We start from the raw sequence: 22,851 nt of genomic DNA, 5'->3' as shown, positions 1-22,851 counted from the left end.
GTTAGCGTGCATGTTCTTTCTCGGTTAATTCTGCTGAATAGTTTTCTAAAGTTTCGCAATTGTATAAACGCGGTGCATCACCCATTGGGCGTTGCATGCGGCCACCTTTGCTTTTGCTCTCTAACATTTTTTGGATCAAACGGGCTTTCTCTACCTGTTGCGCTTTGATTACCTGCGCATCTTTATCGATATCCCAATAAGCCACACCATCAACAAAGGTTTTTTCGGCCCTTGCATAAATAGAAAGCGGGTTAGCTGTCCAGATTACCACATCTGCATCTTTTCCTGCCTTTAAACTGCCAACTTTATCATCAATGTGAAGCATTTTGGCCGGGTTAAGCGTTACAAATTTCAGGGCATCTTCTTCCGGAACGTTACCGTATAAAACCGATTTTCCGGCTTCCTGGTTTAAGTGACGGGCCATTTCGGCATCATCAGAGTTGAATGCCGTAGTAATCCCCACATTATGCATAATTTTCCCATTGTAAGGAATGGCCTCGGCCACTTCGTTTTTATAGGCCCACCAGTCAGAGAAAGTTGAACCTGCAATGCCATGTGCTTTCATTTTATCGGCCACTTTATAGCCTTCTAAAATGTGTGTAAAAGTGTTGATTTTAAAGCCTAAACTATCGGCCACGTGGATAAGCATGTTGATTTCGCTTTGCACATAAGAGTGGCAGGTAATGAAACGTTTGTTGTTCAGGATTTCTACAATCGCATCCAATTCAAGGTCTTTACGTACACTGGTTCCTTTTACCGATAATGCTTTTTCATATTCCTTCGCACGGGTAAATTCATCAACAAAAGTTTGCTCAACCCCCATACGCGTAACCGGGAAACGGGCACCTGTACCGAAATTACTCTGTTTAACATTTTCGCCCAGTGCAAATTTGATGAAACCATCGGCTCCAACAAATTTTAACTCTTCAGGTGATTTCCCCCAACGTAATTTAATCAGTTGCGACTGTCCGCCGATTGGGTTTGCAGAGCCATGTAAAATATGCGAAGTGGTAACCCCACCAGCCAGCTGACGGTAAATGTTTACATCTTCAGAGTTGATAATATCAGCCACACGTACCTCGGCCGAAACCGATTGTGCACCTTCATTAATCCCACCAGCACCAGCAATGTGCGAGTGTTCATCAATAATACCGGCAGTAATGTGTTTGCCTGTAGCATCGATTACTTTGGCTCCACTGGCAGAAAGGTTTTTACCAACCGCTTTAATTTTTCCGTTTTCTAAAAGTACATCGGCATTTTGAAGGATACCATCTTTTTCGTTTGTCCAAACTGTACCATTTTTAATCAATACCGTTTCCTGTTTAGGCAATTCGGTGCTGCCAAAAGCAGAGAAAGGATAAATTACCGTACCCATGGCCAAAGTAGCTTTAGGTTCGTCTTTTTTAGGTGTTTCTTTTACCGCTTCTTTATAGGTTGCAGTAAATTTTCCTATGGTACCATCGGCCAAAGCAGATTCGCCTTTTAGGGTAACCGGATTTGCCGAAGTAATGTAACCACTTAAACGAATATCGCCCTTAGGATTTTTCTTTAAGTTAAAATTAATGCTGATCCAATCACCGTTGCGGGTAAAAGTAGCAGTGGTTTTTACGCTGTCTGTTCCTATTCTTTCAATTGCAGCGGTAGAGCCGCCACCTGTACCGGTAATTTTTAAGGTTAATGCACCAACACCGTCAACATTTAAATTGTAAGTGCCGCGTACATCACTTACATCCATTTTGTTTACAACAAAACGTTTGCCCTGTACCCAGTTTTCGAAAATGATGTTTCCGTTTTTGAACAGGTTATCAGATGAGATTAGAAAGTTGGCTACTTTTCCTTTTTCCAGTGAACCTACTTTATCGCTGATGCCTAAAAGCGATGCAGGGATTTCGGTAACCGATTGTAAAGCCTGCTTTTCGGTCAGGCCGTTTTCTATTGCCGTGCGGATATTCGCCCAGAAATCGCGGCTGTTTTCTAATCCGAAAGCCGTTAAAGCAAACTTAATTCCTGCTTTTTCCAAACTGGCTGGATTGGTTGGCGCGAGTTCCCAGCCTTTCATCTGCGATAAACTGACGTTTCTTGCCTCTGCAGGATCTTCCACATCATAAGCTTTTGGGAAAGTTAAAGGGATAATCAAACTTGCACCCGTTGCTTTAACTTCGTTAATGCGCTGGTATTCATCACCAGTTGATTTAATGATGTATTTTTTGCCAAACTCTTTGCCGATTTTATCCGCACGAAGGATGTTCTGCCATCCATCTACCTCAAAAATTTGCGGCATGGTTTGTTGTTTGCCAAATTCATCAAGTGAGATATTGTACTCCTCTTTTTGTTTGCCATACCATTGTGCATCGTAATACGTTTGACGCAATAAAGCAATCGAACCCATTAAAGAGGTAGGATAATCGTTTGAAGAAGTTCCTTTATTAAAAGAGTAGTTTGCTGCGGTTTGGTCTTTTAAAATCACACTATTATCAGCGCCCTCGTTTAAAGTTACCGCGGCCGAAACACCACGGGCAATCCCATCGCGGCTGATCACATTAACGCTTCCGAAACCAACCTTACGCAGTTCATCTGCTTTTTTACTGTCGGTAGAAAAGATATTTTTTACATAAGTTTCCGGTCTAATCGATTCGTTCCAGCCGTAAGCACCTTTTTTTGCCGATACGAAAATAGATTGGCGCTGTCCACCAAAACCGCGTTGCTGTGCAGGTGCTTCAGCAAGACCATAACTGGTAAAGGCATCAATTAATGATGGATACACAAATTTTCCTTTAAGATCGATCACTACATAACCTTTCGGTACGGCTAAACCGGCACCAACGCCCTGTATGGTTTGTCCTTTAATTAAAAGTGTGGCATTTGTGAGGGTTTGATTGGCATTTACTACTATTGTTGCATTGGTAAAGGCAAACATTCCTGGTCGGATATCAAAAGAGCCATTAACAGGGAAGGTGGTTTGCTGTGCAAACAGAAATGTAGTAGAAATTACCAGCCCAATGGCGAGTAAAATTTTCTTCATAATAAGTTTAGGGTTTAATTTGTTTAAAACTAATATAAATTAGCCTTCATTTGGCTGAATATCCTATTTTTTACAATTAATGTCTATTTTTGACTAAACATATTTGATAAAAATGTACAATATCTTAAAATCTGCGCACTCCGGATGGCGCTACATCGTATTAATTTTATTGGTTATTGCTGTAATCAATGCTTTATCGGGCTGGTTGGGCAATAAAAAATACACAGAAGGTAACCGTAAGCTAAATGTATTTACGCTCATCAGTGCACATATTCAGCTAGTGATAGGTTTGGTACTGTATTTTTTAAGCCCCTTAACAAAATTGCCGATGAGCGATGCTATAGGTCGTTATTTTAAGGCTGAGCATACCTCAATGATGATTATTGCCATCATTTTAATTACAGTGGGTAATGCAAAATCGAAAAAAGTGACAGATGCTGTTGCAAAACACCGTACCATCGCTGTTTTCTTTAGTCTGGCTTTAATTCTGATTGTTGTTGCCATTCTATTAATGGTTAAAGATGTACCGGGAAGATCGTTTTTTGGCGTTTCTTAATAAGTTAAGCTGACTACCATTCGTGGTATCTTGATAATTTAAATCCTGCCCTGTTCGGGGCGGGATTTTTTTATTGCTGCCATGCTGAATGCAATGAAGCATCTGAAAGCGAAGAGCCACAGGCCTTAATTAAAGCAGCGTATGTAAAAGATCCTTCGCTGTGCTACCATTGACGGATTCCCAAAAAAATGGTCGTCATTGCGAGGAGGAACGACGAAGCAATCTTTCATGGTAGTGCTCCTTGCCATAAAGATTGCTTCGTCGGCTGAAAAAGCCTTCTCGCAATGACGGTTTTTCGCAGTCTATCACTTCAAAAACGCCTCTGTCATTTATATTGATTTTTATACGATAAATTATCCCTCAGGATGACAAAATAAGTTAGGTTCCCACAGATTTCGCTGATTTACGCAGAGATTGCTGAGCCGGCATTTATAGTAAAGCTCTTCTGGTGTCGTCATTACGACTGAAGTGCAACGTAGTCGAGAAATCTATCTCGGGATAGATTTCTCCGCTTCACTGCGTTACGGTCGAGATGGCGGCCTTTTATATAAAAACTAACTATTGCCTACTCTGCGCCTCGCTTAGCGACCTTTGCGGTTAACAATTACAATGCCTATAAACTATCATTCTCTCAAAATAATTAACCGTTCGCTCAATTATTTTCATAAATATTTCCATTTTTCAAAATTCTTTATATTTTTGTGGCTCATGATCAACAATATACATACATGGCTTTGGCAAAGTAATTCGAAAACGGATTGCGCTGGCTGCGTATGAAAAAAATATAGTTTATCAACCTAAACCTTATTAAAGAACCATTAAAGCCCGGCGTAGAACCACACGCCGGGCTTTTTATTGTTAAAAAAAAATAATTAATTCGTCATTGCGGGGCACGAAGCAATCCTACAACGATGGCAGGCCTTTCAACCCATAGCATTAAGATTGCTTCACGCCTCGCAATGACGACAACATAGTAAAATCATGTATAAAATAAATACCACTTACAAAAAAATGCTTGCCGATACCACTACGCCAGTAAGCATTTATTTACGTTTAAGGGATGTGTACCCCAACAGTATCTTGTTGGAAAGTTCTGATTACCATAGCAGGGAAAACTCCATGAGTTTCGTATGTGCCGATCCTGTTGCCGGTATTATCTTAAAAGAATCACGGTTGGAAACCTATTTCCCTGATGGAACAGTAGAAATTACTGAAAGTAAAAACCTGATCGAAGAAATAGCTGATTTTAAGGATAAATTCAAAGAAACCGAATTGCCTGAAATTAAGTTTATTTCAAGCGGTTTGTTCGGTTACTTTACCTGGAATGCCGTACAGCATTTTGAGGATATCAAATTTACTTCCGAAACCCCGGAAGGAGAGGAGATTCCGGAAATGCAATACCACTTGTACCGGTATATTATTGCTATCGATCACTTTAAAAACGAAATCACCCTTTTCAAAAATACTTTCGAAGGAGAAGAAGAGGGCGGATTGGAAAAAATGGAATACCTGATTCAGAATAAAAATTATCCTGAATATAAGTTTCAGACGAGAGGGCAGGAATCGTCGAATTTAACTGATCAGGGTTTTATGGATCTGGTATCAAAATTACAGAAACACATTTACCGTGGCGATGTTTTTCAGATCGTACCTTCAAGGGCCTTTAAACAAGCCTTTTCAGGAGATGAATTTAATGTTTACCGTTGTTTACGTTCCATCAATCCTTCACCGTACCTGTTTTATTTTGATTACGGAAACTTCAAATTATTCGGTTCGTCGCCGGAGGCACAGATTACCATTAAAAATAATTCAGCCAACATCTTCCCGATTGCAGGAACTTTTAAACGCAGCGGAAACGATATTGAAGATGCGGAACAGGCCCGCAAATTAGAGCAAGATCCTAAAGAAAGTGCAGAGCACGTAATGCTGGTAGACCTGGCCAGAAACGATTTGAGCAGGCACTGTAACCGTGTGGAAGTGAAATCGTTTAAAGAAGTACAATACTATTCGCACCTCATCCACCTGGTAAGTAAGGTAAGCGGACATCTGCAGGAAAATGTAAGTGCTTTTAAAGTAGTTGCAGATACCTATCCGGCAGGTACTTTAAGTGGTGCGCCAAAATATAAAGCCATGCAGTTGATTGATGAAAACGAAAAACTGGGCAGAAATTTCTATGCCGGTGCCATAGGTTTTATGGGCTTTAACGAAGATTTTAACCATGCCATTATGATCAGGACCTTTATGAGCAAAAATAACGAACTGCATTACCGTGCAGGAGCAGGCATTGTAGCCGATTCAGTGCCGGAAACCGAAATGCAGGAAGTAAATAATAAAATTGCCGCATTGCGTAAAGCAGTAGAGATGGCAGTGGGAATATAGTTTGGAGTGTAGAATTTTTAGTTTGGAGTAAAATCCATTAATAAAGAATACAATGGAAGATATAAACAAAAAAACCGTCTTGGTTATCGATAATTACGACAGTTTTACCTACAATTTGGTTCACCTAATTAACGAAGTTGGTTATGAGGCTGAAGTTTGGAGAAATGATAAGTTCGATTTGGCTGATGTAGATAAATATGATAAAATTTTGCTTTCACCAGGGCCCGGTATTCCCGAAGAAGCTGGTTTGTTACTGGATGTAATCAGAACTTACGCCCCAACGAAAAGCATTTTCGGCGTATGTTTAGGTCAGCAGGCCATCGCCGAAGTTTTTGGGGGTACGCTACTCAACCTGGGCAGGCCAATGCATGGAATCGCCACGCCCGTAACGGTTGTAGATGGTGATGAGCCTTTGTTTTGGGAATGTCCGCAAACCATAAATGTTGGTCGTTACCACAGTTGGGTGGTGAGTAAAGAGAACTTTCCATCGTGTTTAAAAATCACGGCAAGAGATCACAAAAGTGAGATTATGGCGTTAAGACATGAAACTTTGGATGTACGTGGTGTACAGTTCCACCCTGAAAGTGTACTTACCGAATACGGCAAGCAGATGATGGAGAATTGGTTAACTACCCCCTAACCCCCTTAAAGGGGAATAACAAATGGGAGATAGCGAAAGCCAAAAAAGTATTTTAAATAAAAAATTAAGGTTAATTATAATAAAGCATGAGCGGAAGAACGGAAAAGTCCCCTTCAGGGGATTTAGGGGCGAACATATTAGATAAAATCGTATTACGTAAAAAAGAAGAAATCGCAGCTGCGAAGGCTTTGGTTTCGATAGCCGATTTAGAAAATTCGGCGCATTTTAACAGAACACCTTACGTTTTTAAGGAGTTTTTGCTTGCTGAAGATCGTACAGGCATTATTGCCGAATTTAAACGCCGTTCGCCTTCAAAAGGTTTAATTAACGGCATTGCCGATGTTGCCGAAGTAACACAAGCTTATAACGCAGCAGGTGCATCGGCACTCTCTGTTTTAACTGATGTAGATTTCTTTGGCGGTAAAACCGACGATATTCTGGCCGCCAGAGCGGCAAATAATATTCCGATTTTGAGAAAGGATTTCATGATTGATGAATACCAGATCCTGGAAGCAAAAGCCTGGGGAGCTGATATCATCCTGTTGATTGCTTCAATTTTAACACCTCAGCAGATTAACGATTTCGGGAAATTCGCAAAAGATTTAGGCTTAAATGTACTTTTAGAAGTCCATAATTTAGAAGAACTGGAGCGGAGCATTTGCCCGAACCTGGACGCCATTGGGGTAAACAACAGAAACCTGGGCGATTTTACAGTTGATATTCAAACTTCTTTTGATCTGGTAAATAAAATCCCTGATGAGTTTTTAAAGATTTCAGAAAGCGCGATCAGCAACCCGCAAACCATTAAGGATTTAAAAGCTGCAGGCTTTAATGGGTTTTTGATCGGCGAGAATTTTATGAAAACAGATAATCCGGGAACAGCTATTAAAGAATTTGTAGCGCAGATATAACTAGTATAAACCTCGCAGGTTTTTAAAACCTGCGAGGTTTATACTGCACTTTACCTTTAAACTAAGGACTTCAGTCTTCTGTTAAATAAACCTGATAAAGCGGAAAACCCACAGCGAGGTACGAGCGAGGATTTGAAGCGATAGCAGGACTTTCGTCGCCGAAGCACGCTGAACCCTGTTTTTCAAAAAAATATTTAACCACCTAAGTCGCCTGAGAACATCTAAGCGTTTTGATTTGGTCGTATTGCCATAGAAGCGATGACAATCACTTTTCTCCAAAGGGAAATAAAAACTTTATTGCATCCGTATGGTTTGTTAATGGATTTACACATTGGCAAATTTCGTATCTTTGTATCAATTACATGGGAAAACAAAAAACATATGATACTGCCGTTGTGCAGGAACGGGCAATTTTAGTCGGAGTAGTTACGCCTGGCGAAAAAGAAGCCCAAACAAAAGAATATTTAGATGAGCTGGCCTTTTTGGTTGATACAGCCGGTGGGAAGGTGGAAAAGGTTTTTACACAAAAGATGTTAAAACCAGAGCGTGCAACCTTTGTGGGTACTGGCAAGTTGGAGGAGATTAAAGCTTATGTGAAATCAGAAGAGATTGATGTAGTTGTTTTTGACGATGAATTATCGCCATCGCAACTTCGCAATATCGACCGTGAGCTTGGGGTGAAAGTGTTGGACAGAAGTAATTTAATCCTGGATATTTTTGCCAACAGGGCCCAAACTGCACAGGCAAAAACGCAGGTAGAGCTGGCACAGTTACAATACGTTTTACCTCGCCTAACCGGTATGTGGACCCACTTGGAACGCCAAAAGGGTGGTATTGGAATGCGCGGTCCGGGTGAAACCCAGATTGAAAGCGATAGAAGGATTATTTTAAATAAAATCTCTTTGTTAAAAGAGCGTTTAAGGAATATCGACCGTCAGAATGAAACGCAGCGTAAAAACCGTGGACAGCTGATCAGGGTCGCTTTGGTTGGTTACACCAATGTAGGTAAATCTACCATCATGAACATGCTTTCTAAATCGGAAGTGTTTGCAGAGAATAAGTTGTTTGCAACTTTAGATACGACTGTACGTAAAGTAGTGATCGAGAATTTACCATTCCTGCTTTCTGATACCGTTGGATTTATTCGCAAGCTGCCTCACCATTTGGTAGAATGTTTTAAATCTACTTTAGATGAAGTTCGCGAAGCTGATTTATTGATCCACGTGGTTGATGTTTCGCATCCCAATTTTGAAGATCAGATCAACACCGTTAACGAAACCTTAAAAGATATTGGTGCGATTGATAAAGACATGATTTTAGTTTTTAATAAAATTGATGCTTATGTTTCGCCTGAAGTTGAAGATGAAGAAGATGATGGGAAGCTTACTTTAGAAGACTTTAAGAAAAGCTGGATGAGCCACGATAAAGTGCCTGTATTGTTTATATCGGCCACAGAAAAAGAAAACTTAGAAGAGTTTAAAACATTATTGTACGATAAGGTTAAAACTGCACACGTAGCGAGATACCCGTATGATAGTAACCTCTTGTATTAATCGTTAGGAAAAAACCTGGTAGATTAATAATCAATCACCAATTTTCAATGATCAAACCGTAGCGATGAGCTTAGAAAGATCGGTATATAAATAACCAAAATTGTCTTTTTCGATTGTAATTTGGTTATTGTGATTTGGCCATTGGTTTCTGGCTATTGCGATTTTTTAATTATTGCATTAAAGATTAACATGAGTTGATTGGCTTCACTTACGAGAATTATCTTTGTTGGTTCCAGTTCTTTTTTATCATCAATGTCGATCAGGTTAAGCCAAAGTTTAGTTTCTTTAGCTTCTTTTCGGCAGACTTTTATCCGATAAATAAAATCAGCTTTGCTTAACGATTCATTGGCTTCGATATAATTTGCAGAAACGGAGCCAGAAGATCGAACAACCTGCTTAATATCTTGAATATTGATAATGCTATGTGTAACCTTTTTACAATATGACCTAACAGATTGAGCAAATAGAAAAGTTCTTTCTTCAAGATTAAAATTTGTTCCGTTGTTCATTAATTAAATATAAGTATTTTTACAAAAAAACTAAAGGCTAGCAACTGGCTAGCAGTTTAATAATTCGTTTTTAAATTTTATTGTCTTTCCCATTTAATATTAGCAGATTAGTTATGGTCTGATAATTGACTATTGGATTGATGATTTTAAAACCTTATCAATTTAATTTTAGGCCCTACATGGTCTGATAATTGATTATTGGTAATTGATAATTATAACATTATGGAAAGTAAACGTCAGCAGAAATTTGCAGGAGTATTACAAGAGGAGTTAGCACAGGTTTTTCAGCGTGAAGGTGCTGCATTTTTGCCTAATACATTGGTAACCATTACCCGTGTTCGGGTTTCGCCAGATTTGGCGGTGGCTAAAGTTTACCTGAGCTTTTTTAACACCAATAACACCACGCTTTCTATCAATACAGTTAACGCTCATTCGGGCGAAATCAGGTATAAACTGGGCAGCCGTATTCGCCATCAGGTAAGGGTGGTGCCAGAGCTTACATTTTTTGTTGATGATACCAACGAATACGTAGAACGCATGGATCATCTTTTCGATAAGATTGCAAAAGAGCCGAAGCAAAAAGAAGAAGACAGCGAATAAATTTTTGTGAGGAAGCTAAGGGAACCCGTTAATTTCTTCACACATTTTATCCCGGCATTAATTGCAATTCCGGCTGGATATATATTGCTCCAGAAGTGTAATACCCCGATCGAATTTACCGCCGCCTGGATTTATAGCATTGGCACTTTTATCCTTTTTGGTGTAAGTGCCATGTATCATGGTTTTCCCGCTACCGAATATGGTGTACGTTTCTGGCAGAAATTCGATCATTGCTGCATTTATCTGATGATAGCGGGATCGTATACTCCAACAGCTTTATTGGTTTTTGACGGCTGGCTGCGCTGGAGTTTGTTCGCCATCGTATGGATCATTGCCATCGTCGGTTGCCTGCTCAAAATCTTCAACCGGTTAAAAAGTACGGCCATATCGTTATCCATTTATATTTTAATGGGTTGTTTAATTGTGCCTTTGCTACAAAAAATGCTTGGTACTTTACCCATTGGTGCAATTTTCTGGTTATTGCTTGGTGGCATTTTTTATATCGGCGGAACTTATTATTACGCGAAAGATAAACCGCTGTCCAGGTGGATGCATAGTCACGAATTGTGGCATCTGTTTGTAATTGGAGGCGCTTTGTCGCACTATATCTATAACTTCGTTTATATTTTTAAATAAAAACAGATGCAGACTTTCGATCAGGTTATTCAATCAAATATTTCGTTGATCAAAAAAGTTGTTGATTTTGATGTAAAAAAGGATCAGCTTTTACCTTTGGATTTTACAGCAGCCAATACGGAATTAACGAATGAAATTTTGGATGATACCGATCTGTTCTCCGATTGGGTTAATGAAAAGCTGGCTAAAAACAACGCCCGTTACGGAATTGGTGGATATAATGAACATCGCACCATTTATTCGAGAAGTACACATTTTGATGCCGGAGAAGAACCCCGAAGGTTACATTTAGGCGTAGATGTTTGGGGGCCGGCAGGAACACCAATCTACAATTTTTACGATGCAACGGTACAAAGCTTTGCCTTTAACAACAACCTGGGCGATTATGGCGCAACCATTATTTTAGCTTACCAAATAGATGGCTTTAAATTTAATGCCTTATACGGGCATTTAAGTTTAGCCTCATTAAGCGGTCTGCAAGAAGGTAAGTTTATTCCTGCAGGAACAAAAATTGCAGAACTGGGTGCAAAAGAAGAAAACGGATCATGGCCACCACACCTTCATTTTCAGTTGATAAAAGATATGGGCAGCTTAAAAGGCGATTATCCGGGTGTTTGTAAGTTTAGCGAAAGGGAAAAGTATTTAGCCAATTGCCCTGATCCGGATTTAATTTTGAAGGCTACTTTTTCTTTTTAACCACAGAGAATACAGAGAAAAGACACAGAGGTAACAGAGTTTTAATGCTATAAGCGCAAAAAGTAGTCATTGTGAGAAGGCTTTTTCAGCCGACAGCCTGCCCCGATTTTCGGGGAATAAATCTTACAACGATCGCTATTAGTATCCGCTTTAAGATTGCTTCGTGCCTCGCAATACGAGTATTTTATTGATTCTGTCAATAGTAGTGGAGTGCGAGCAGGCGAGATGACGGCCTGACTGATTAAACCTCTTTCTCTCTGTGAAAAACCCGGTGCCCTCTGTGGTTAAATATCAACTTACTTCGCAAAAAACTTTGCTTTCTCTGCGGTTAAAACCGTAAATTAGTACAATGAAAACCCTGATAACCCTTTGTTTACTTTTTAGCTGCTCTTTGGCCATGGGCCAGGTTCAGTTTAAATCGGGTAAAAATGGTTTTACCAATTTTCTCAGAGAAAACACTGTTTATCCACGGTTTTCAAAGGATAACTGCGTTCAGGGCACGGTAAGCGTGAGTTTTAAACTCGATGACCAGGGAAAAGTTTATTTTTCGAAAGTAACCAAAGGCATATTATCTGACCTGGATGAAGAAGCATTACGTTTGGTGCGGATGAGTAGTGGTAAATGGCAAGTACCTGCAGGTTATGATACTACCGTTTCAATTATCGTTCCGGTTAATTTTGTACTTTCAGGGTATAATTGCGAAGGAAAATCGAACGATGATATGCAGGAAGCGATCCGAAGCTATCAGGCAGAAGAAGGTTTAACCAATTCAGTAATCAATTTTTATAAGAACATCGGTCAGGCAAAACCCGGACAGGAAATTCAGATCATTAGGATTAAGAACCAGCTTGGTATTGATGATGAATATCTGGGCGACAGGATAAAAATGGGACTGAAAAAAATAAAACAGGGCGATAAACAGGGAGCATGCGAAGATTTTACTTTTGTTAAATACATGGGCAGTAAACTGGCCGATGATTATTTATCTAAGTATTGTAAGTAACAATTAATGAAAAACACCACCCGATTTTTTGCCTTATTGGATATCATCAGTATTGTATTGCTCGCCAAACAGTTTTGGCAGATTATCACACATTTAAACGAAATTCCCGACCAGGTTCTTTCGCAGGCCAAGGTGATTTTGTTGTTGCCTTTATTTGTGTCGCTATTTATTTCTGCGATAGGTTTAATCTTATTCAAAAAATTCGGCTTTATCACCTATTACATTCAGTTTCCCTTCCGTTTAGTGGTTTGGGTATTTTCTATAGGTTTTATCACTTTTCTGCCCGAAATTTTAAACCTGGGCGATCGCTGGTTCGATATTTTATTCCGCATCTGTTTCATTGCTGAATTTTTCAGGTTGTATTTTACCATCAAAACCCATCGCGGCGCTTTGCGTTAAACCGTTGGTAAAATTACGGTAATGGCCGCTGGAAGAATGCTGGCTTCAACCGTATTCACCCTGCCAATATATTCTCCATCTACCTGGAAGTGCGCCTGGTGTTTAGAAGAAATTTTTACTTCTGCCGTTTGGAACACTTCTATTTTTTTTGGATTAAAAGGTAATTTGGTGATCCAGATCTTTAATATTTCGAGATAAGAATAATCCTTTACCAAAATCACTTCAAAAAGTTCATCATCCAATTTCCCGTCCGGATTAATCTTTAATCCGGAGCCATACATGGTTGCATTGGCAATGGCCACCATCGCCGCCTTAGAGGTAATGGTTTCCTCCTTAAGCTTCAATTGCACCTCCATTCGCCTATGGTTCCATAAGGCATGCCAGGTAGCCTTTGCATAACCCCACATGCCACGTTCGGGCAGGGTATCGAATTTTTTTACCAGATAAGCATTAAAACCTAAATCAGATAAATGGATACAGATTTCATCATTCAGTTTAACCGCGTGTATTTTCTGCAATCTGCCTTCTTCTAAAAGCGCCAAGGCCTGTTCAATCTCGGTTGGAATGCCCAGTTCTTTTGCCATGCCATTGGCAGAACCAGCTGGAATAATCCCAATGGGCGTTTCGGTATTCAATAAACATTCGGCAACCAGTTTTAACGTTCCATCGCCACCAACAGCCACCACACGATCGGCTTTTGAAGCCTTTATTTTTGTTTTTATCTTATCTAAAGAACAATCTTTTGGCAATTCGAATAAATTAACTTCGGTCTTTTTTGCATCAAAATGTGCAGAAATTACTTCCTTTAAATTTATATCGTGACTGCCAGAGCCCGGATTGATGATGAATAGTAATTTCATATGGTTGCCTTATGGTTTACCTCACAAACAACTTTTAATAAACTCTGTTTTAATATCAATGAATAAATCTGTTAGTGTAAAAGTATATCACGGTTATGGTCACGAACATAACTTGGTTGTTTATGGTCATGTTTTTAAACATAAAGCAAAATCGCAACAGGTTTACAGCAATAATATCTTCGTAAATATTGTACATCTGTTAAAGCTCTTTATTTTAAAACCTTATGCCTTTGTAGAGGTTCGTTTGCAGTTTTTTGGTCAAACCATCTATAACAAAACCGAAGGCGATGGTTTTTTTAAATTCGAGTGGAAGGCCGAACAAAATGTTCCTGCGGGCTGGCACGATGTTAAGGTAGAAGCAATTGGTGAGGATGGCATTGTTTTAAATGCTGGAGAAGGTAAGGTTTACGTGCCCCACATTACGCAGTATGCTTTTATCTCTGATGTAGACGATACCGTAATGATTTCGCATTCGGCAACCATCGGCAGGCGGTTGAGGGAATTGTTTATTAAAAATCCACATACCCGTAAAACCTTTCCAGCTGCGGCCAGTCATTACCAGCAACTGGCTTTATCGCATACCGAAGCACAGCAGCCCAATCCTTTTTTTTATGTGAGCAGCAGCGAATGGAACTTATACGATTACCTGATAGAAACTTTTAGGTTTAACCAACTGCCCGAGGGAGCTTTTCTGCTAAATACATTAAAACGCTGGCAAGATCTGGTTAAAACAGGTAAAACCGGTCATGAAGGGAAGCTGTTAAGGGTTATGCGCATTCTGGATGCTTTTCCTAATCAGAAGTTTATCTTTTTTGGAGATAATTCACAGCACGACCCTCAAATTTATAGTTCCATAGTCGAAAAATATCCTAAAAATATCGAAGCGGTATATATCCGTAATATTCGGCCAGAGAAAGGGGCAGAAACCAGGGCATTACTTAAAAAAGTGGAGGATAATGGCGTGAGGGCCTGTTTATTTAATAATAGTGAAGAAGCGATTAAGCATTCTAAATTTATAGGATTGATTCAATAAGTTTTTGGAGCGCAATTGCTGTGCTCATCAGTTTCAGCAGTTCCGCTTAAAGGTTCTATCGTATGGAGACAATTAATTATAAAGATTCTTTTCCCGCTCTATGCCGCGGGGGGCAAGGTAGTTTTTCACAGTTAATGTTGTTTTTAATGGTGTTCAAGAATGCTGCGCATTTTGGGGCGCCAATTACCCAAAGCGCTTTATCAATCCGGCAATGTGGCTTCTCACCATCCTACGCTCATCAAAAAAAACATCAGCAATTGTTTTGCTCGTTTCTGCTCAATGAGTGATATTTTCACAAAACCACTGCGTTTCAGGTTTGGTAGCGCAAGTTGTTTTATTGTGCAACTGTTTTTTTGATCCTTCCGCCACTTGGGATTGACGGAGTTCTTCAGTTAGGGCTGTGTTATTTCGAAGCAAGCTAGCATAACGCCGCAAAAATTTAAAAAAGATGTGTCCACACGATAGGACTTTGCCGGGATCTATTCATTCGGGGCTAAGTACAAAAGTTTTTTGCTTATAGGAGCAGGCCACAGTTTAATAAACCCGACAGGAGCGATAGCCCCGAATTTTTTATGAGGGCTACAGCGTATGGCGGGACTTTCGGATCCGATAAACACAGAACCCTGCTTTTCAAAAAAAACTATTGCTTGTTTTCTCGGTTTAGTAAACCACCAAATATGGATTGGGGAAAAAAATGTTTACAGATTTCTCCACCGCGATCGAAATGACGGAACTCATGAAATCGATTTTCCGAAAGGCGTAAAAGCCAGATTCATTAACTTAAAATGCTGGCGGCCGAATGGAATACCCACAATGGTAATGCAAAGTAGAATACCAAAAAATAAATGGGTTAAAGCAATCCAGAAACCACCACAGCAAATCCAGATTAAGTTCATAATGGTAGAAAGACAACCTGTATTTGATGAAGTATCGGTTATTTTAACACCAAATGGTGCCAGGCCAACAATGGCGAATTTAAAACACTGGATACCAAAAGGAATACCTACAATGGTGAGGCAAAGGATTAAACCTCCGATAATGTATTCGAAAAAAATAAAGATGCCGCCAAAAATAATCCAGATGAGGTTGCCTAAAAAGTTCATTGTATTTGTTTGGGTTAAGATTTCAAAATTTGCTTTTTGTTACAGTTGATATACGTATCATCATGTATTCTTCGTAATTTAGAATTACACACAAAAGAAACACAACATGAAAAAATTAATTCTTGCAGTAGCAATCGCTACTTGCTTTGGGCTATCTAATGCCAAAGCTCAAAATGTAAACGGAATGAAACTGACCGACATCCATGTAGATTATATTCAGGTACGGGCAGAAAAAAGTCTGTTAGCCAATAAACAATGGATAGTATTGGAATACGGACAAAAAAAGGGAGATTACAGCGAATTGTATATCAGAGATGATAATGATAAAAAGCTCGAATTTAATTCGGCAATTGATTGCGTAAACAAGATGAAAAGTTACGGATACGAATTGTTCAGCGTTTATACGGAGCAGATTGACAAAGATACCAACAGGCCTGTTTATGTATTAAAAAGAAAATAAAACCTTACAGCTATGCTAAACGTTTAAAGGTTAACGTTTCATTCCATCTAAAATTAACCTATGAACAAATTATCAATCATCATCGTATGCTGTGCATTTATGGTAGCAGCGTTAACGGGTTGCGGAGAAAAATTTAATGCGAAATCTGAAAAAGAATTTGAAGTTTCTAAAGCCAAAATCGTAAAAAACCTGAATAAGGATGAGCAAGTGAATCTGGAAAAAGCCCTCAGGGTTATTGCCTTAGAAGCCATGCGTTTAAAGTGGAATGAACCCGAGAAATATAAGGGAAAATCTTTCGATAAAATTTCGTTGGAAATGATCGATGGTTTAAGTTATTCATCAGTGGTAAACCTTGCAGAAGATCTTTTACAAGCCCATAATAAAAAAGAAACTGCAAAAGTATCGGGTGAAATTGATACACTGGAAATGCAGAAAAAGGAGCTAATGGTTAATAAACAAAAGCTGGATATATTTAAAGTGACTAGCCTGACGATAAGGGAAGATGATTTTTTTGGTGAAAAGGTGCCCGAATTTGAAGTCGATTATGTTTATACAGGCAAACAGCCCATAACCGGAAGCATTGATGTTAATGTTGAGGTGAGAGAGATCTCGACCAAAAAAGTGATTTTTTCGCAAATGTCCAGAGACGGGGATGGTAACAACACCATAAAGCCGGGCGATTCGATGCATGATAGTGGCATGTTGAGGGACGCAAAAATTAATAATCCTGAAAAATGGAGAAATGTTAAATACCCGGTTACAAATGCAAAACTTGCAGATTTCGGTCTGGAGCTTAAGGTTTATGCTTCGAGTATTACCGCCAATGGTAAAACCATAGCGCTACCAAAATACAGTGTTGAAGATATTGATGCTGAAATAAAAAAAAAGAAGGAAGAATTAAAGGAGCTTCAGGAAAGCAAAGGAACTTTAGATGAACTGGAATTGACCAGTAAGTAACGATTTTAATGAGTAGCCGTCATTTCGACTGGAGCGTAGCGAAATGGAGAAATCTATTAAGTTAGTAACAGATTTCAAAAATTTTCTCCACTGTAGTCGAAATGACGGACTTGTAGGTAATTGTGATTATTTTCTTTCAAGACTGACTTTTTAAAAAAAAACTTAATCGTCAATAATTATATAAAATCAAGGGTGTTAAATTTCTTATTCAAAATATCTGCATTGTTTACATCCAGCCATTTATCTAAAATGGTACCATAAACCTGCCTAAAATCCAACTGGTATTTTAAATCGCCTGTATCCAGATCACTTAAATTTGGTGCTGCATTAAAAATGCCCTGTTTTTTTAATTTTCCGCCGAAAACAAACATATTATTGGCCGTTCCGTGGTCGGTGCCATTACTTGCATTTTGTTCAACCCTGCGGCCAAATTCAGAGAAGGTGATTACTAAGGTATCATCTAATTTATTATTTGTTTTTAAATCTTTTAAGAAAGCGGCCATGCCTTCACTATATTGTTTAAGCAGATTCCCTTGTTGACCGATCTGGTTTACGTGAGTATCGAAACCACTTAACGAAACGTAATAAACCCTGGTTTTTAATCCCGAAGAAATAAATTTAGATACCGTTTTCAACTGGTTTGCAAAACCCGAGTTAGGGTAAGTTGATTTAGATTGATAAATTTTTGAAGTATTCTGGATATAATTTGCAGAAGAAGAAGTTTCGATCATCGTTTTATAGAGGTAACCTAAATTATCTTCATCTAAATGCTCCTTATCATTCTGCAACATCGACTTAAAAAAGGGATCGTTGGTATTGCGGAACAAAGCGGCAGGATCTTTTAAGGCAATTCCCTTTTTAGTTTGTCCTTTCATTGCCAAAGAAAGCGAATCGTCTACCTCAATCGCGGTATAAGGAAATTTGCAGGTTTGGCAATTGCTATCTAGATAACGGCCAATCCATCCGGTAGAGAGGAACTGATTACTGTCGCTACCGGTTTGCCAGATATCCATGGAACGGAAGTGGGAACGGTCGGGGTTAGGATAGCCTACATCATTAATGATGGTCATCCAGCCTTGGTCGTGTATCTCCTGCAGTGCTGCCATATTGGGATTTAAGCCCTGCATGTCGTTCAATTTGATCACTTCTTCGGGTTTAATGGCAATGCTTTTCCTTTTTTGGTAATAAATATCATTTCCAAAAGGAATAACCGTGTTTAGACCGTCGTTACCACCAGAAAGCTGCACCACAACCAGGTTTTTGTATAAACTCAACTCATCAAGTGCCATGGCCTCCAACGGTTTCATAAAAGCCGGAACAAATAGCGAACCTGCTGCCACAAATCCTGTATTTCTTAAAAAGTTTCTTCTGTTCATCTTGTTAATGTTTAGTTAAATGGTGTTTTGGTTCACTGGTTCATTCGTTTATTAGTCAATGGTTGATGGTTCATAGTTTTATAGTTGATGGCCTGGGTGTTTAGCGAAGCAGCTATGAACGATGAGCCATCAAACTATCAGCCGTAAACGGTTAGCACAACTGATACTCCGGCATGCTCGTAATCTCAACCGCGGTACTCCGCAATCCTTTATTATCACTAACCATCGTTGTAATTTTATCATTTAACTTCGGCTGTAATAAAAAGCGGGTAAGTTCTAATGGTGTTAATCCATTTGGTAAAGTGTTTAAAAACTTAGGCCAATCGGCATTTGCATTTACGTACGATTTGGGTTTTGTATTGGCGTTGGCATTGGTGGTTGCTACCCTGCTCAATGCAATTACAGCTTCATCTTCAGGATCGGCCTTACCGCTAAAATCAATTTCCCCGTCATTTAAAACCAGCGATGGAATGCGCATCCTCAACATTAACGAGGAACTATCGATCCAGCTTTGTCCGCCGGGCCAGCCCGCTACATTGGGAGGGTTAAATAAATACTGACCCAAACTGCTCTGTAACTGGATTAAAACCTGTGGTTTGTTATAGGTAACATAAAATTCGCGACTTAAACCAACTAAAAATTCAGCTGGCGATTTAATTTTGGTGCCTACATTTTCGGGACTGTAAAACCAGTCTGATGTAAACATCTTTTTCATCATCGAAGCAATGTCGTATTTCGAATTGTAAAAATGTGTTGCGAGTTCTTTAACATGATCCTCATTTGGAGTATCGTTTACAAAGAATTTATATACTTTTCTGGCAATAAACTGTGAGGTTTCGGGTTTTTCGAGAATAATATCGATGATGTTTTTACCTTCAAAATTTCCGATTTTACCGAAAAATGTTTTGGTACCGGTATCATGCAGGTTTTGTCTGAAAATAAAAGAACCATCTTTATCATACATCCAGCCTGTAAAAGAACGTGCTGATTCTTTAATATCCTGTTCCGCATAATTTCCTCTACCCAGGGTGAAAAGTTCCATCAGTTCGCGGGCGAAATTCTCATTTGGCTTTCCTTTTCTGTTTTGCTGGTTGTTGAGGTATTGCAACATGGCCGGCGACTTAGAAACTTCTACCAGTAAGGTTTTAAAGCTCCCTAAAGCATTTTCTCGTTGAATGTTATTTAACTGTTGTGCAAAAAAAGGATTGTTGTTGCGGCAGGCAAAGTGCCCATGCCAAAAGAGTGTCATTTTCTCCCGCAGGGGTACATCGGTATTAATCATCTGGTTAATGAAAGCAATATTCAGGTCGCGGCTTACTTCATTTTGCTCGCGTACAATCTGCTGACGCATTTTCTTTTCATCATCTGTCAGGTCTTTTTTAGCGTATAAACCTGCCTGTACCAAAAGCTGTCGTTTTGATTCAAAATCGTTTACTAACTTGATGGGCGCATCTTTTTGAGAATCTTTAAGCAGGTTATCTACCACTTTATCGAGGTTTTTCTTGCTTAATTTCTGTAAATCTGCATAAGAAATCCCGAAGCCTGCCCGGTTGTAAAGATGTTTTACTTTTAAGAAGTTATCTTTTGCGTTCATAATGGACAATTTAACAGTATGACTTATTTAAAACGCAAGGGTTTAATCTTTGTTTTCTTTCTTATTTTCGCCTATGTTTTTTCAACTCCTAAATGATAACCCCGGTTTCCCCGATCCAGCCCTTGCAGAAGAAGATGGTTTGCTAGCTATTGGGGGAGATTTGAGTATGGAAAGGCTGTTAATTGCCTATTCGAACGGCATATTCCCGTGGTTTAGCGAAGGTGAACCGATCCTCTGGTATTCGCCACATGAGCGCTGTGTCATTTATCCCGATAAAATCAAGGTTAGTAAAAGCATGAAGAAAATTTTGAAGGATGGACTTTTTAAAATCACTTTTAATCAGGCTTTTGCGGAAGTGATCAGGAATTGTGCAACCACCGTGCGGAAGGAACAGGATGGCACCTGGATTACCAATGAAATGCAGGAGGCTTATATCAATCTTCATCAACAGGGGTATGCACATAGCGTAGAAGTTTGGCACGAAAACCGGATGGTTGGTGGTTTATACGGATTAAAAGTTAACCGCGTTTTTTGTGGCGAAAGCATGTTTAGCCATGTAAGCAATGCCTCAAAAGCAGCGCTGATTTTTTTAAGCAAAATGAATATTGATTTAATCGATTGTCAGTTACCAAACGATCATTTAATGAGTTTGGGTGCAGAAATGATCGGTAGGGAATTGTATATGGAAATGCTAGAGGCCCGCTAATACCAACACGCTTTTAGTTTGTTATTTTATTTGAAGCGCAGCTTGCTACTCCTATTTAAGTTTCTTCCCGCTTTACGTTTTATCCCAATGTAAAATCGGGATGCTCACTTCAATCTGGGCTAAGGGGGTATGCCTGCGTTGCTATTGCCGGCAAATTGCCTATCCCTGCCGGCATAGTATTTATGCTAATTAGCTTTCTCATCATCAATTAAACCCTGCTCACGCATGGCTTTTTCTATTCTTCTATCGGGAATAAACCAGATACAGGCTACGGTAAAATAAAGCGAAACACCGATCCAGGGATTTATAAAACTTAAACCAACACCTGCAATATAGAAAAGAAGAGAGTATTTGCCTTTGGCATCATTACCAATAGCATGCACCACAAGCGAATTTTGTCCTTCTGTTTTTTTGATTACCATAACAAGTAATGCGTAAGAGAGAGCAGTTAAGAAAAGCACCACACCGTACATGATAACGGGCCATAATGCAAAATGATGCTCACCCATCCATCCTGCGGCAACAGGAAATAGTGATAACCAGAATAAAAAATTAAGATTTGCCCAAAGCATGGCCCCTTTTACCCTCTTAACGGCATGCAATAAATGGTGGTGATTATTCCAGTAAATACCAACATAGGTAAAACTTAAGATATAGCTGATAAATTTAGGGATCAATGGTTTTAAGCTTGCTAAAGTTTCGCCATGCTCCGGTACCTTAATCTCTAGCACCATAATGGTGATGATAATTGCAATTACACCATCACTAAATGCTTCTAATCTGCCTTTGTTCATAAAAAAATCCGACCTTAAATAATCTGATACAATTATCAGTCAAATTATGTTATAAAACAAAACCTGCAAGTTTTTGGCCTGCAGGTTCCTTATTGTTTTGTTGAAATTATAATTCGCTATCGTTAAACGTTTGCAACGGGGATGTATGAGGTTCACATTTTAATGTGGTAAGCGATAAAATCGCAGTGCTAGCTGATCCCCGGTACAAACAAGGGCCGTAAGGTTAAAAGTTATAATTCCCTTACCCAGATGTTCCTAAAGCTAATGGCTGGACTTGGATCGCCGTGATCTTGTAATTTAATTGAAGCCGGCCCATGTTTTTTATATTCAGGTGCACCGATGTAACGGGTTTCGCCTTTTAATACATAACCATTCTGTAACAGCACGCCATTTAAAAATAAGGTAACGCTTGCAGGTTTTTTTATTGTTCCATCCTCGTTAAAACGTGGCGCATTCCAGATGATATCATAATATTGCCATTCGCCTGGTTTTTTGTTGGCATTAGCTAATGGAATGGCTTGTTTGTAAACACTTCCGGTTTGTCCGTTAACATAGGTTTTGTTGTTATAGGCATCCATAATCTGGATTTCATAACCATCATCACCACCACCTGTTGAAGCTAAAAATACACCACTGTTACCTCGTGCCTGACCTTCGCCCGAAATATTTTCAGGAATTTTCCATTCCATGTGCAATTGGTAATCGGTAAATTTTTTATTGGTTTCGATATTTCCTGTGCCTTTTTTTACGGTGAAAAATCCATCGTCAATTGTCCATGCTGCTGGTTTAGACGGATCTTTAACGGAGTGCCATGCATCTAAATTACGGCCATTAAAAAGAATGGTAGCATCAGATGGAGCATCCTGAGGCAATTTGCCTGGTGTAACAATTTTAGGAACGGGTTCCCAAACTTCGGTTGTTTTTGGGTCTTTGGCAGGATCTGGTTTTTTATCTTGAGCCATAGCTTGCCCTGCAAATAAAACAGGAATAAATAATAGTGTGTACTTGTTCATAATTGTGGTTTAACTTTTTAAAGTTAACCAGTTTATTAAGAAATGGAAATT

22 protein-coding genes are annotated in these 22,851 nt (G+C 39.2%); 14 read left to right on the top strand and 8 right to left on the bottom strand.

Annotated features, from left to right (window positions below; translation table 11 throughout):
- Window position 1: 1 nt before the first annotated feature.
- A complete protein-coding gene (locus R2R28_RS15780; protein ID WP_316826649.1) occupies window positions 2–3,022 on the bottom strand; it encodes an amidohydrolase family protein in 3,021 nt (1,006 codons plus the stop codon).
- Between the two features lie 112 nt (window positions 3,023–3,134).
- Here R2R28_RS15780 and R2R28_RS15775 point away from each other — a divergent pair, with 112 nt between their 5' ends.
- The 5 genes from R2R28_RS15775 (at window position 3,135) to hflX (ending at window position 9,061) form a co-directional block, all read left to right on the top strand.
- A complete protein-coding gene (locus tag R2R28_RS15775; RefSeq protein WP_316826648.1) occupies window positions 3,135–3,578 on the top strand; it encodes a cytochrome B in 444 nt (147 codons plus the stop codon).
- 981 nt (window positions 3,579–4,559) lie between these two features.
- Window positions 4,560–5,957 carry an anthranilate synthase component I family protein gene (locus R2R28_RS15770; RefSeq protein ID WP_316826647.1) on the top strand — a complete coding sequence of 466 codons (1,398 nt, stop codon included), beginning with the start codon at window positions 4,560–4,562 and terminating at the stop codon, window positions 5,955–5,957.
- Between the two features lie 52 nt (window positions 5,958–6,009).
- Window positions 6,010–6,597: an aminodeoxychorismate/anthranilate synthase component II gene (locus R2R28_RS15765; protein ID WP_316826646.1), complete on the top strand. Its 588-nt coding sequence runs from the start codon at window positions 6,010–6,012 to the stop codon at window positions 6,595–6,597.
- 86 nt (window positions 6,598–6,683) lie between these two features.
- Window positions 6,684–7,508, top strand: a complete 825-nt coding sequence (trpC, locus tag R2R28_RS15760) for an indole-3-glycerol phosphate synthase TrpC (RefSeq protein ID WP_316826645.1) — start codon at window positions 6,684–6,686, stop codon at window positions 7,506–7,508.
- Between the two features lie 362 nt (window positions 7,509–7,870).
- Window positions 7,871–9,061 carry a GTPase HflX gene (hflX, locus tag R2R28_RS15755; RefSeq protein ID WP_316826644.1) on the top strand — a complete coding sequence of 397 codons (1,191 nt, stop codon included), beginning with the start codon at window positions 7,871–7,873 and terminating at the stop codon, window positions 9,059–9,061.
- A 152-nt stretch (window positions 9,062–9,213) separates the two neighbouring features.
- Here hflX and R2R28_RS15750 read toward each other — a convergent pair whose 3' ends face one another.
- The gene (locus R2R28_RS15750; protein WP_116249127.1) at window positions 9,214–9,570 is read right to left on the bottom strand and encodes a four helix bundle protein; all 357 of its coding nucleotides are present in this window, start codon (window positions 9,568–9,570) and stop codon (window positions 9,214–9,216) included.
- A 222-nt stretch (window positions 9,571–9,792) separates the two neighbouring features.
- On the opposite strand from R2R28_RS15750, the gene rbfA reads away from it, so the two are divergent.
- From rbfA to R2R28_RS15725, 5 genes are all read left to right on the top strand, one after another.
- Window positions 9,793–10,170: a 30S ribosome-binding factor RbfA gene (gene rbfA, locus R2R28_RS15745; protein WP_316826643.1), complete on the top strand. Its 378-nt coding sequence runs from the start codon at window positions 9,793–9,795 to the stop codon at window positions 10,168–10,170.
- 6 nt (window positions 10,171–10,176) lie between these two features.
- Window positions 10,177–10,806, top strand: a complete 630-nt coding sequence (trhA, locus tag R2R28_RS15740) for a PAQR family membrane homeostasis protein TrhA (RefSeq protein WP_316826642.1) — start codon at window positions 10,177–10,179, stop codon at window positions 10,804–10,806.
- A gap of 6 nt (window positions 10,807–10,812) precedes the next feature.
- A complete protein-coding gene (locus R2R28_RS15735; protein ID WP_316826641.1) occupies window positions 10,813–11,502 on the top strand; it encodes a peptidoglycan DD-metalloendopeptidase family protein in 690 nt (229 codons plus the stop codon).
- Between the two features lie 349 nt (window positions 11,503–11,851).
- Window positions 11,852–12,505 (top strand): energy transducer TonB, encoded by a 654-nt coding sequence (locus R2R28_RS15730; protein ID WP_316826640.1) that lies wholly within the window; start codon window positions 11,852–11,854, stop codon window positions 12,503–12,505.
- Between the two features lie 6 nt (window positions 12,506–12,511).
- Complete coding sequence (locus R2R28_RS15725; protein ID WP_316826639.1) at window positions 12,512–12,904, top strand: hypothetical protein; 393 nt, start codon at window positions 12,512–12,514, stop codon at window positions 12,902–12,904.
- On the opposite strand, the gene R2R28_RS15720 is transcribed toward R2R28_RS15725, so the two are convergent.
- On the bottom strand, window positions 12,901–13,764 hold the full coding sequence (locus tag R2R28_RS15720; RefSeq protein WP_316826638.1) for a diacylglycerol/lipid kinase family protein: 864 nt from the start codon (window positions 13,762–13,764) through the stop codon (window positions 12,901–12,903). The two genes, R2R28_RS15725 and R2R28_RS15720, sit on opposite strands and share 4 nt — an antisense overlap.
- A gap of 58 nt (window positions 13,765–13,822) precedes the next feature.
- On the opposite strand from R2R28_RS15720, the gene R2R28_RS15715 reads away from it, so the two are divergent.
- Window positions 13,823–14,797: an App1 family protein gene (locus R2R28_RS15715; RefSeq protein ID WP_316826637.1), complete on the top strand. Its 975-nt coding sequence runs from the start codon at window positions 13,823–13,825 to the stop codon at window positions 14,795–14,797.
- Window positions 14,798–15,531: 734 nt separating this feature from the next.
- Here the strand turns inward: R2R28_RS15715 and R2R28_RS15710 are convergent.
- Window positions 15,532–15,900 (bottom strand): YccF domain-containing protein, encoded by a 369-nt coding sequence (locus R2R28_RS15710; protein ID WP_316826636.1) that lies wholly within the window; start codon window positions 15,898–15,900, stop codon window positions 15,532–15,534.
- A 106-nt stretch (window positions 15,901–16,006) separates the two neighbouring features.
- On the opposite strand from R2R28_RS15710, the gene R2R28_RS15705 reads away from it, so the two are divergent.
- Together R2R28_RS15705 and R2R28_RS15700 are read left to right on the top strand one after the other, a co-directional pair.
- A complete protein-coding gene (locus tag R2R28_RS15705; protein WP_316826635.1) occupies window positions 16,007–16,360 on the top strand; it encodes a hypothetical protein in 354 nt (117 codons plus the stop codon).
- 60 nt (window positions 16,361–16,420) lie between these two features.
- On the top strand, window positions 16,421–17,317 hold the full coding sequence (locus tag R2R28_RS15700; RefSeq protein WP_316826634.1) for a hypothetical protein: 897 nt from the start codon (window positions 16,421–16,423) through the stop codon (window positions 17,315–17,317).
- Window positions 17,318–17,493: 176 nt separating this feature from the next.
- Here R2R28_RS15700 and R2R28_RS15695 read toward each other — a convergent pair whose 3' ends face one another.
- Both R2R28_RS15695 and R2R28_RS15690 read right to left on the bottom strand, forming a co-directional pair.
- Window positions 17,494–18,693: a DUF1501 domain-containing protein gene (locus tag R2R28_RS15695; protein ID WP_316826633.1), complete on the bottom strand. Its 1,200-nt coding sequence runs from the start codon at window positions 18,691–18,693 to the stop codon at window positions 17,494–17,496.
- A gap of 151 nt (window positions 18,694–18,844) precedes the next feature.
- Entirely contained in the window at window positions 18,845–20,287 is a 1,443-nt protein-coding gene (locus tag R2R28_RS15690; RefSeq protein ID WP_316826632.1) for a DUF1800 domain-containing protein, read from the bottom strand.
- A 73-nt stretch (window positions 20,288–20,360) separates the two neighbouring features.
- On the opposite strand from R2R28_RS15690, the gene aat reads away from it, so the two are divergent.
- Window positions 20,361–20,993 (top strand): leucyl/phenylalanyl-tRNA--protein transferase, encoded by a 633-nt coding sequence (aat, locus tag R2R28_RS15685; RefSeq protein ID WP_316826631.1) that lies wholly within the window; start codon window positions 20,361–20,363, stop codon window positions 20,991–20,993.
- A gap of 185 nt (window positions 20,994–21,178) precedes the next feature.
- On the opposite strand, the gene R2R28_RS15680 is transcribed toward aat, so the two are convergent.
- Both R2R28_RS15680 and R2R28_RS15675 read right to left on the bottom strand, forming a co-directional pair.
- Window positions 21,179–21,787: a TMEM175 family protein gene (locus R2R28_RS15680; RefSeq protein WP_316826630.1), complete on the bottom strand. Its 609-nt coding sequence runs from the start codon at window positions 21,785–21,787 to the stop codon at window positions 21,179–21,181.
- A 230-nt stretch (window positions 21,788–22,017) separates the two neighbouring features.
- On the bottom strand, window positions 22,018–22,800 hold the full coding sequence (locus R2R28_RS15675; RefSeq protein ID WP_316826629.1) for a DUF1080 domain-containing protein: 783 nt from the start codon (window positions 22,798–22,800) through the stop codon (window positions 22,018–22,020).
- Between the last annotated feature and the right edge of the window lie 51 nt (window positions 22,801–22,851).

It is taken from the genome of Pedobacter miscanthi (assembly GCF_032678605.1).
In the GTDB taxonomy this organism is placed as follows: Bacteria; Bacteroidota; Bacteroidia; order Sphingobacteriales; family Sphingobacteriaceae; genus Pedobacter; species Pedobacter miscanthi_A.
This window is presented reverse-complemented; position numbering and strand designations above follow the sequence as displayed.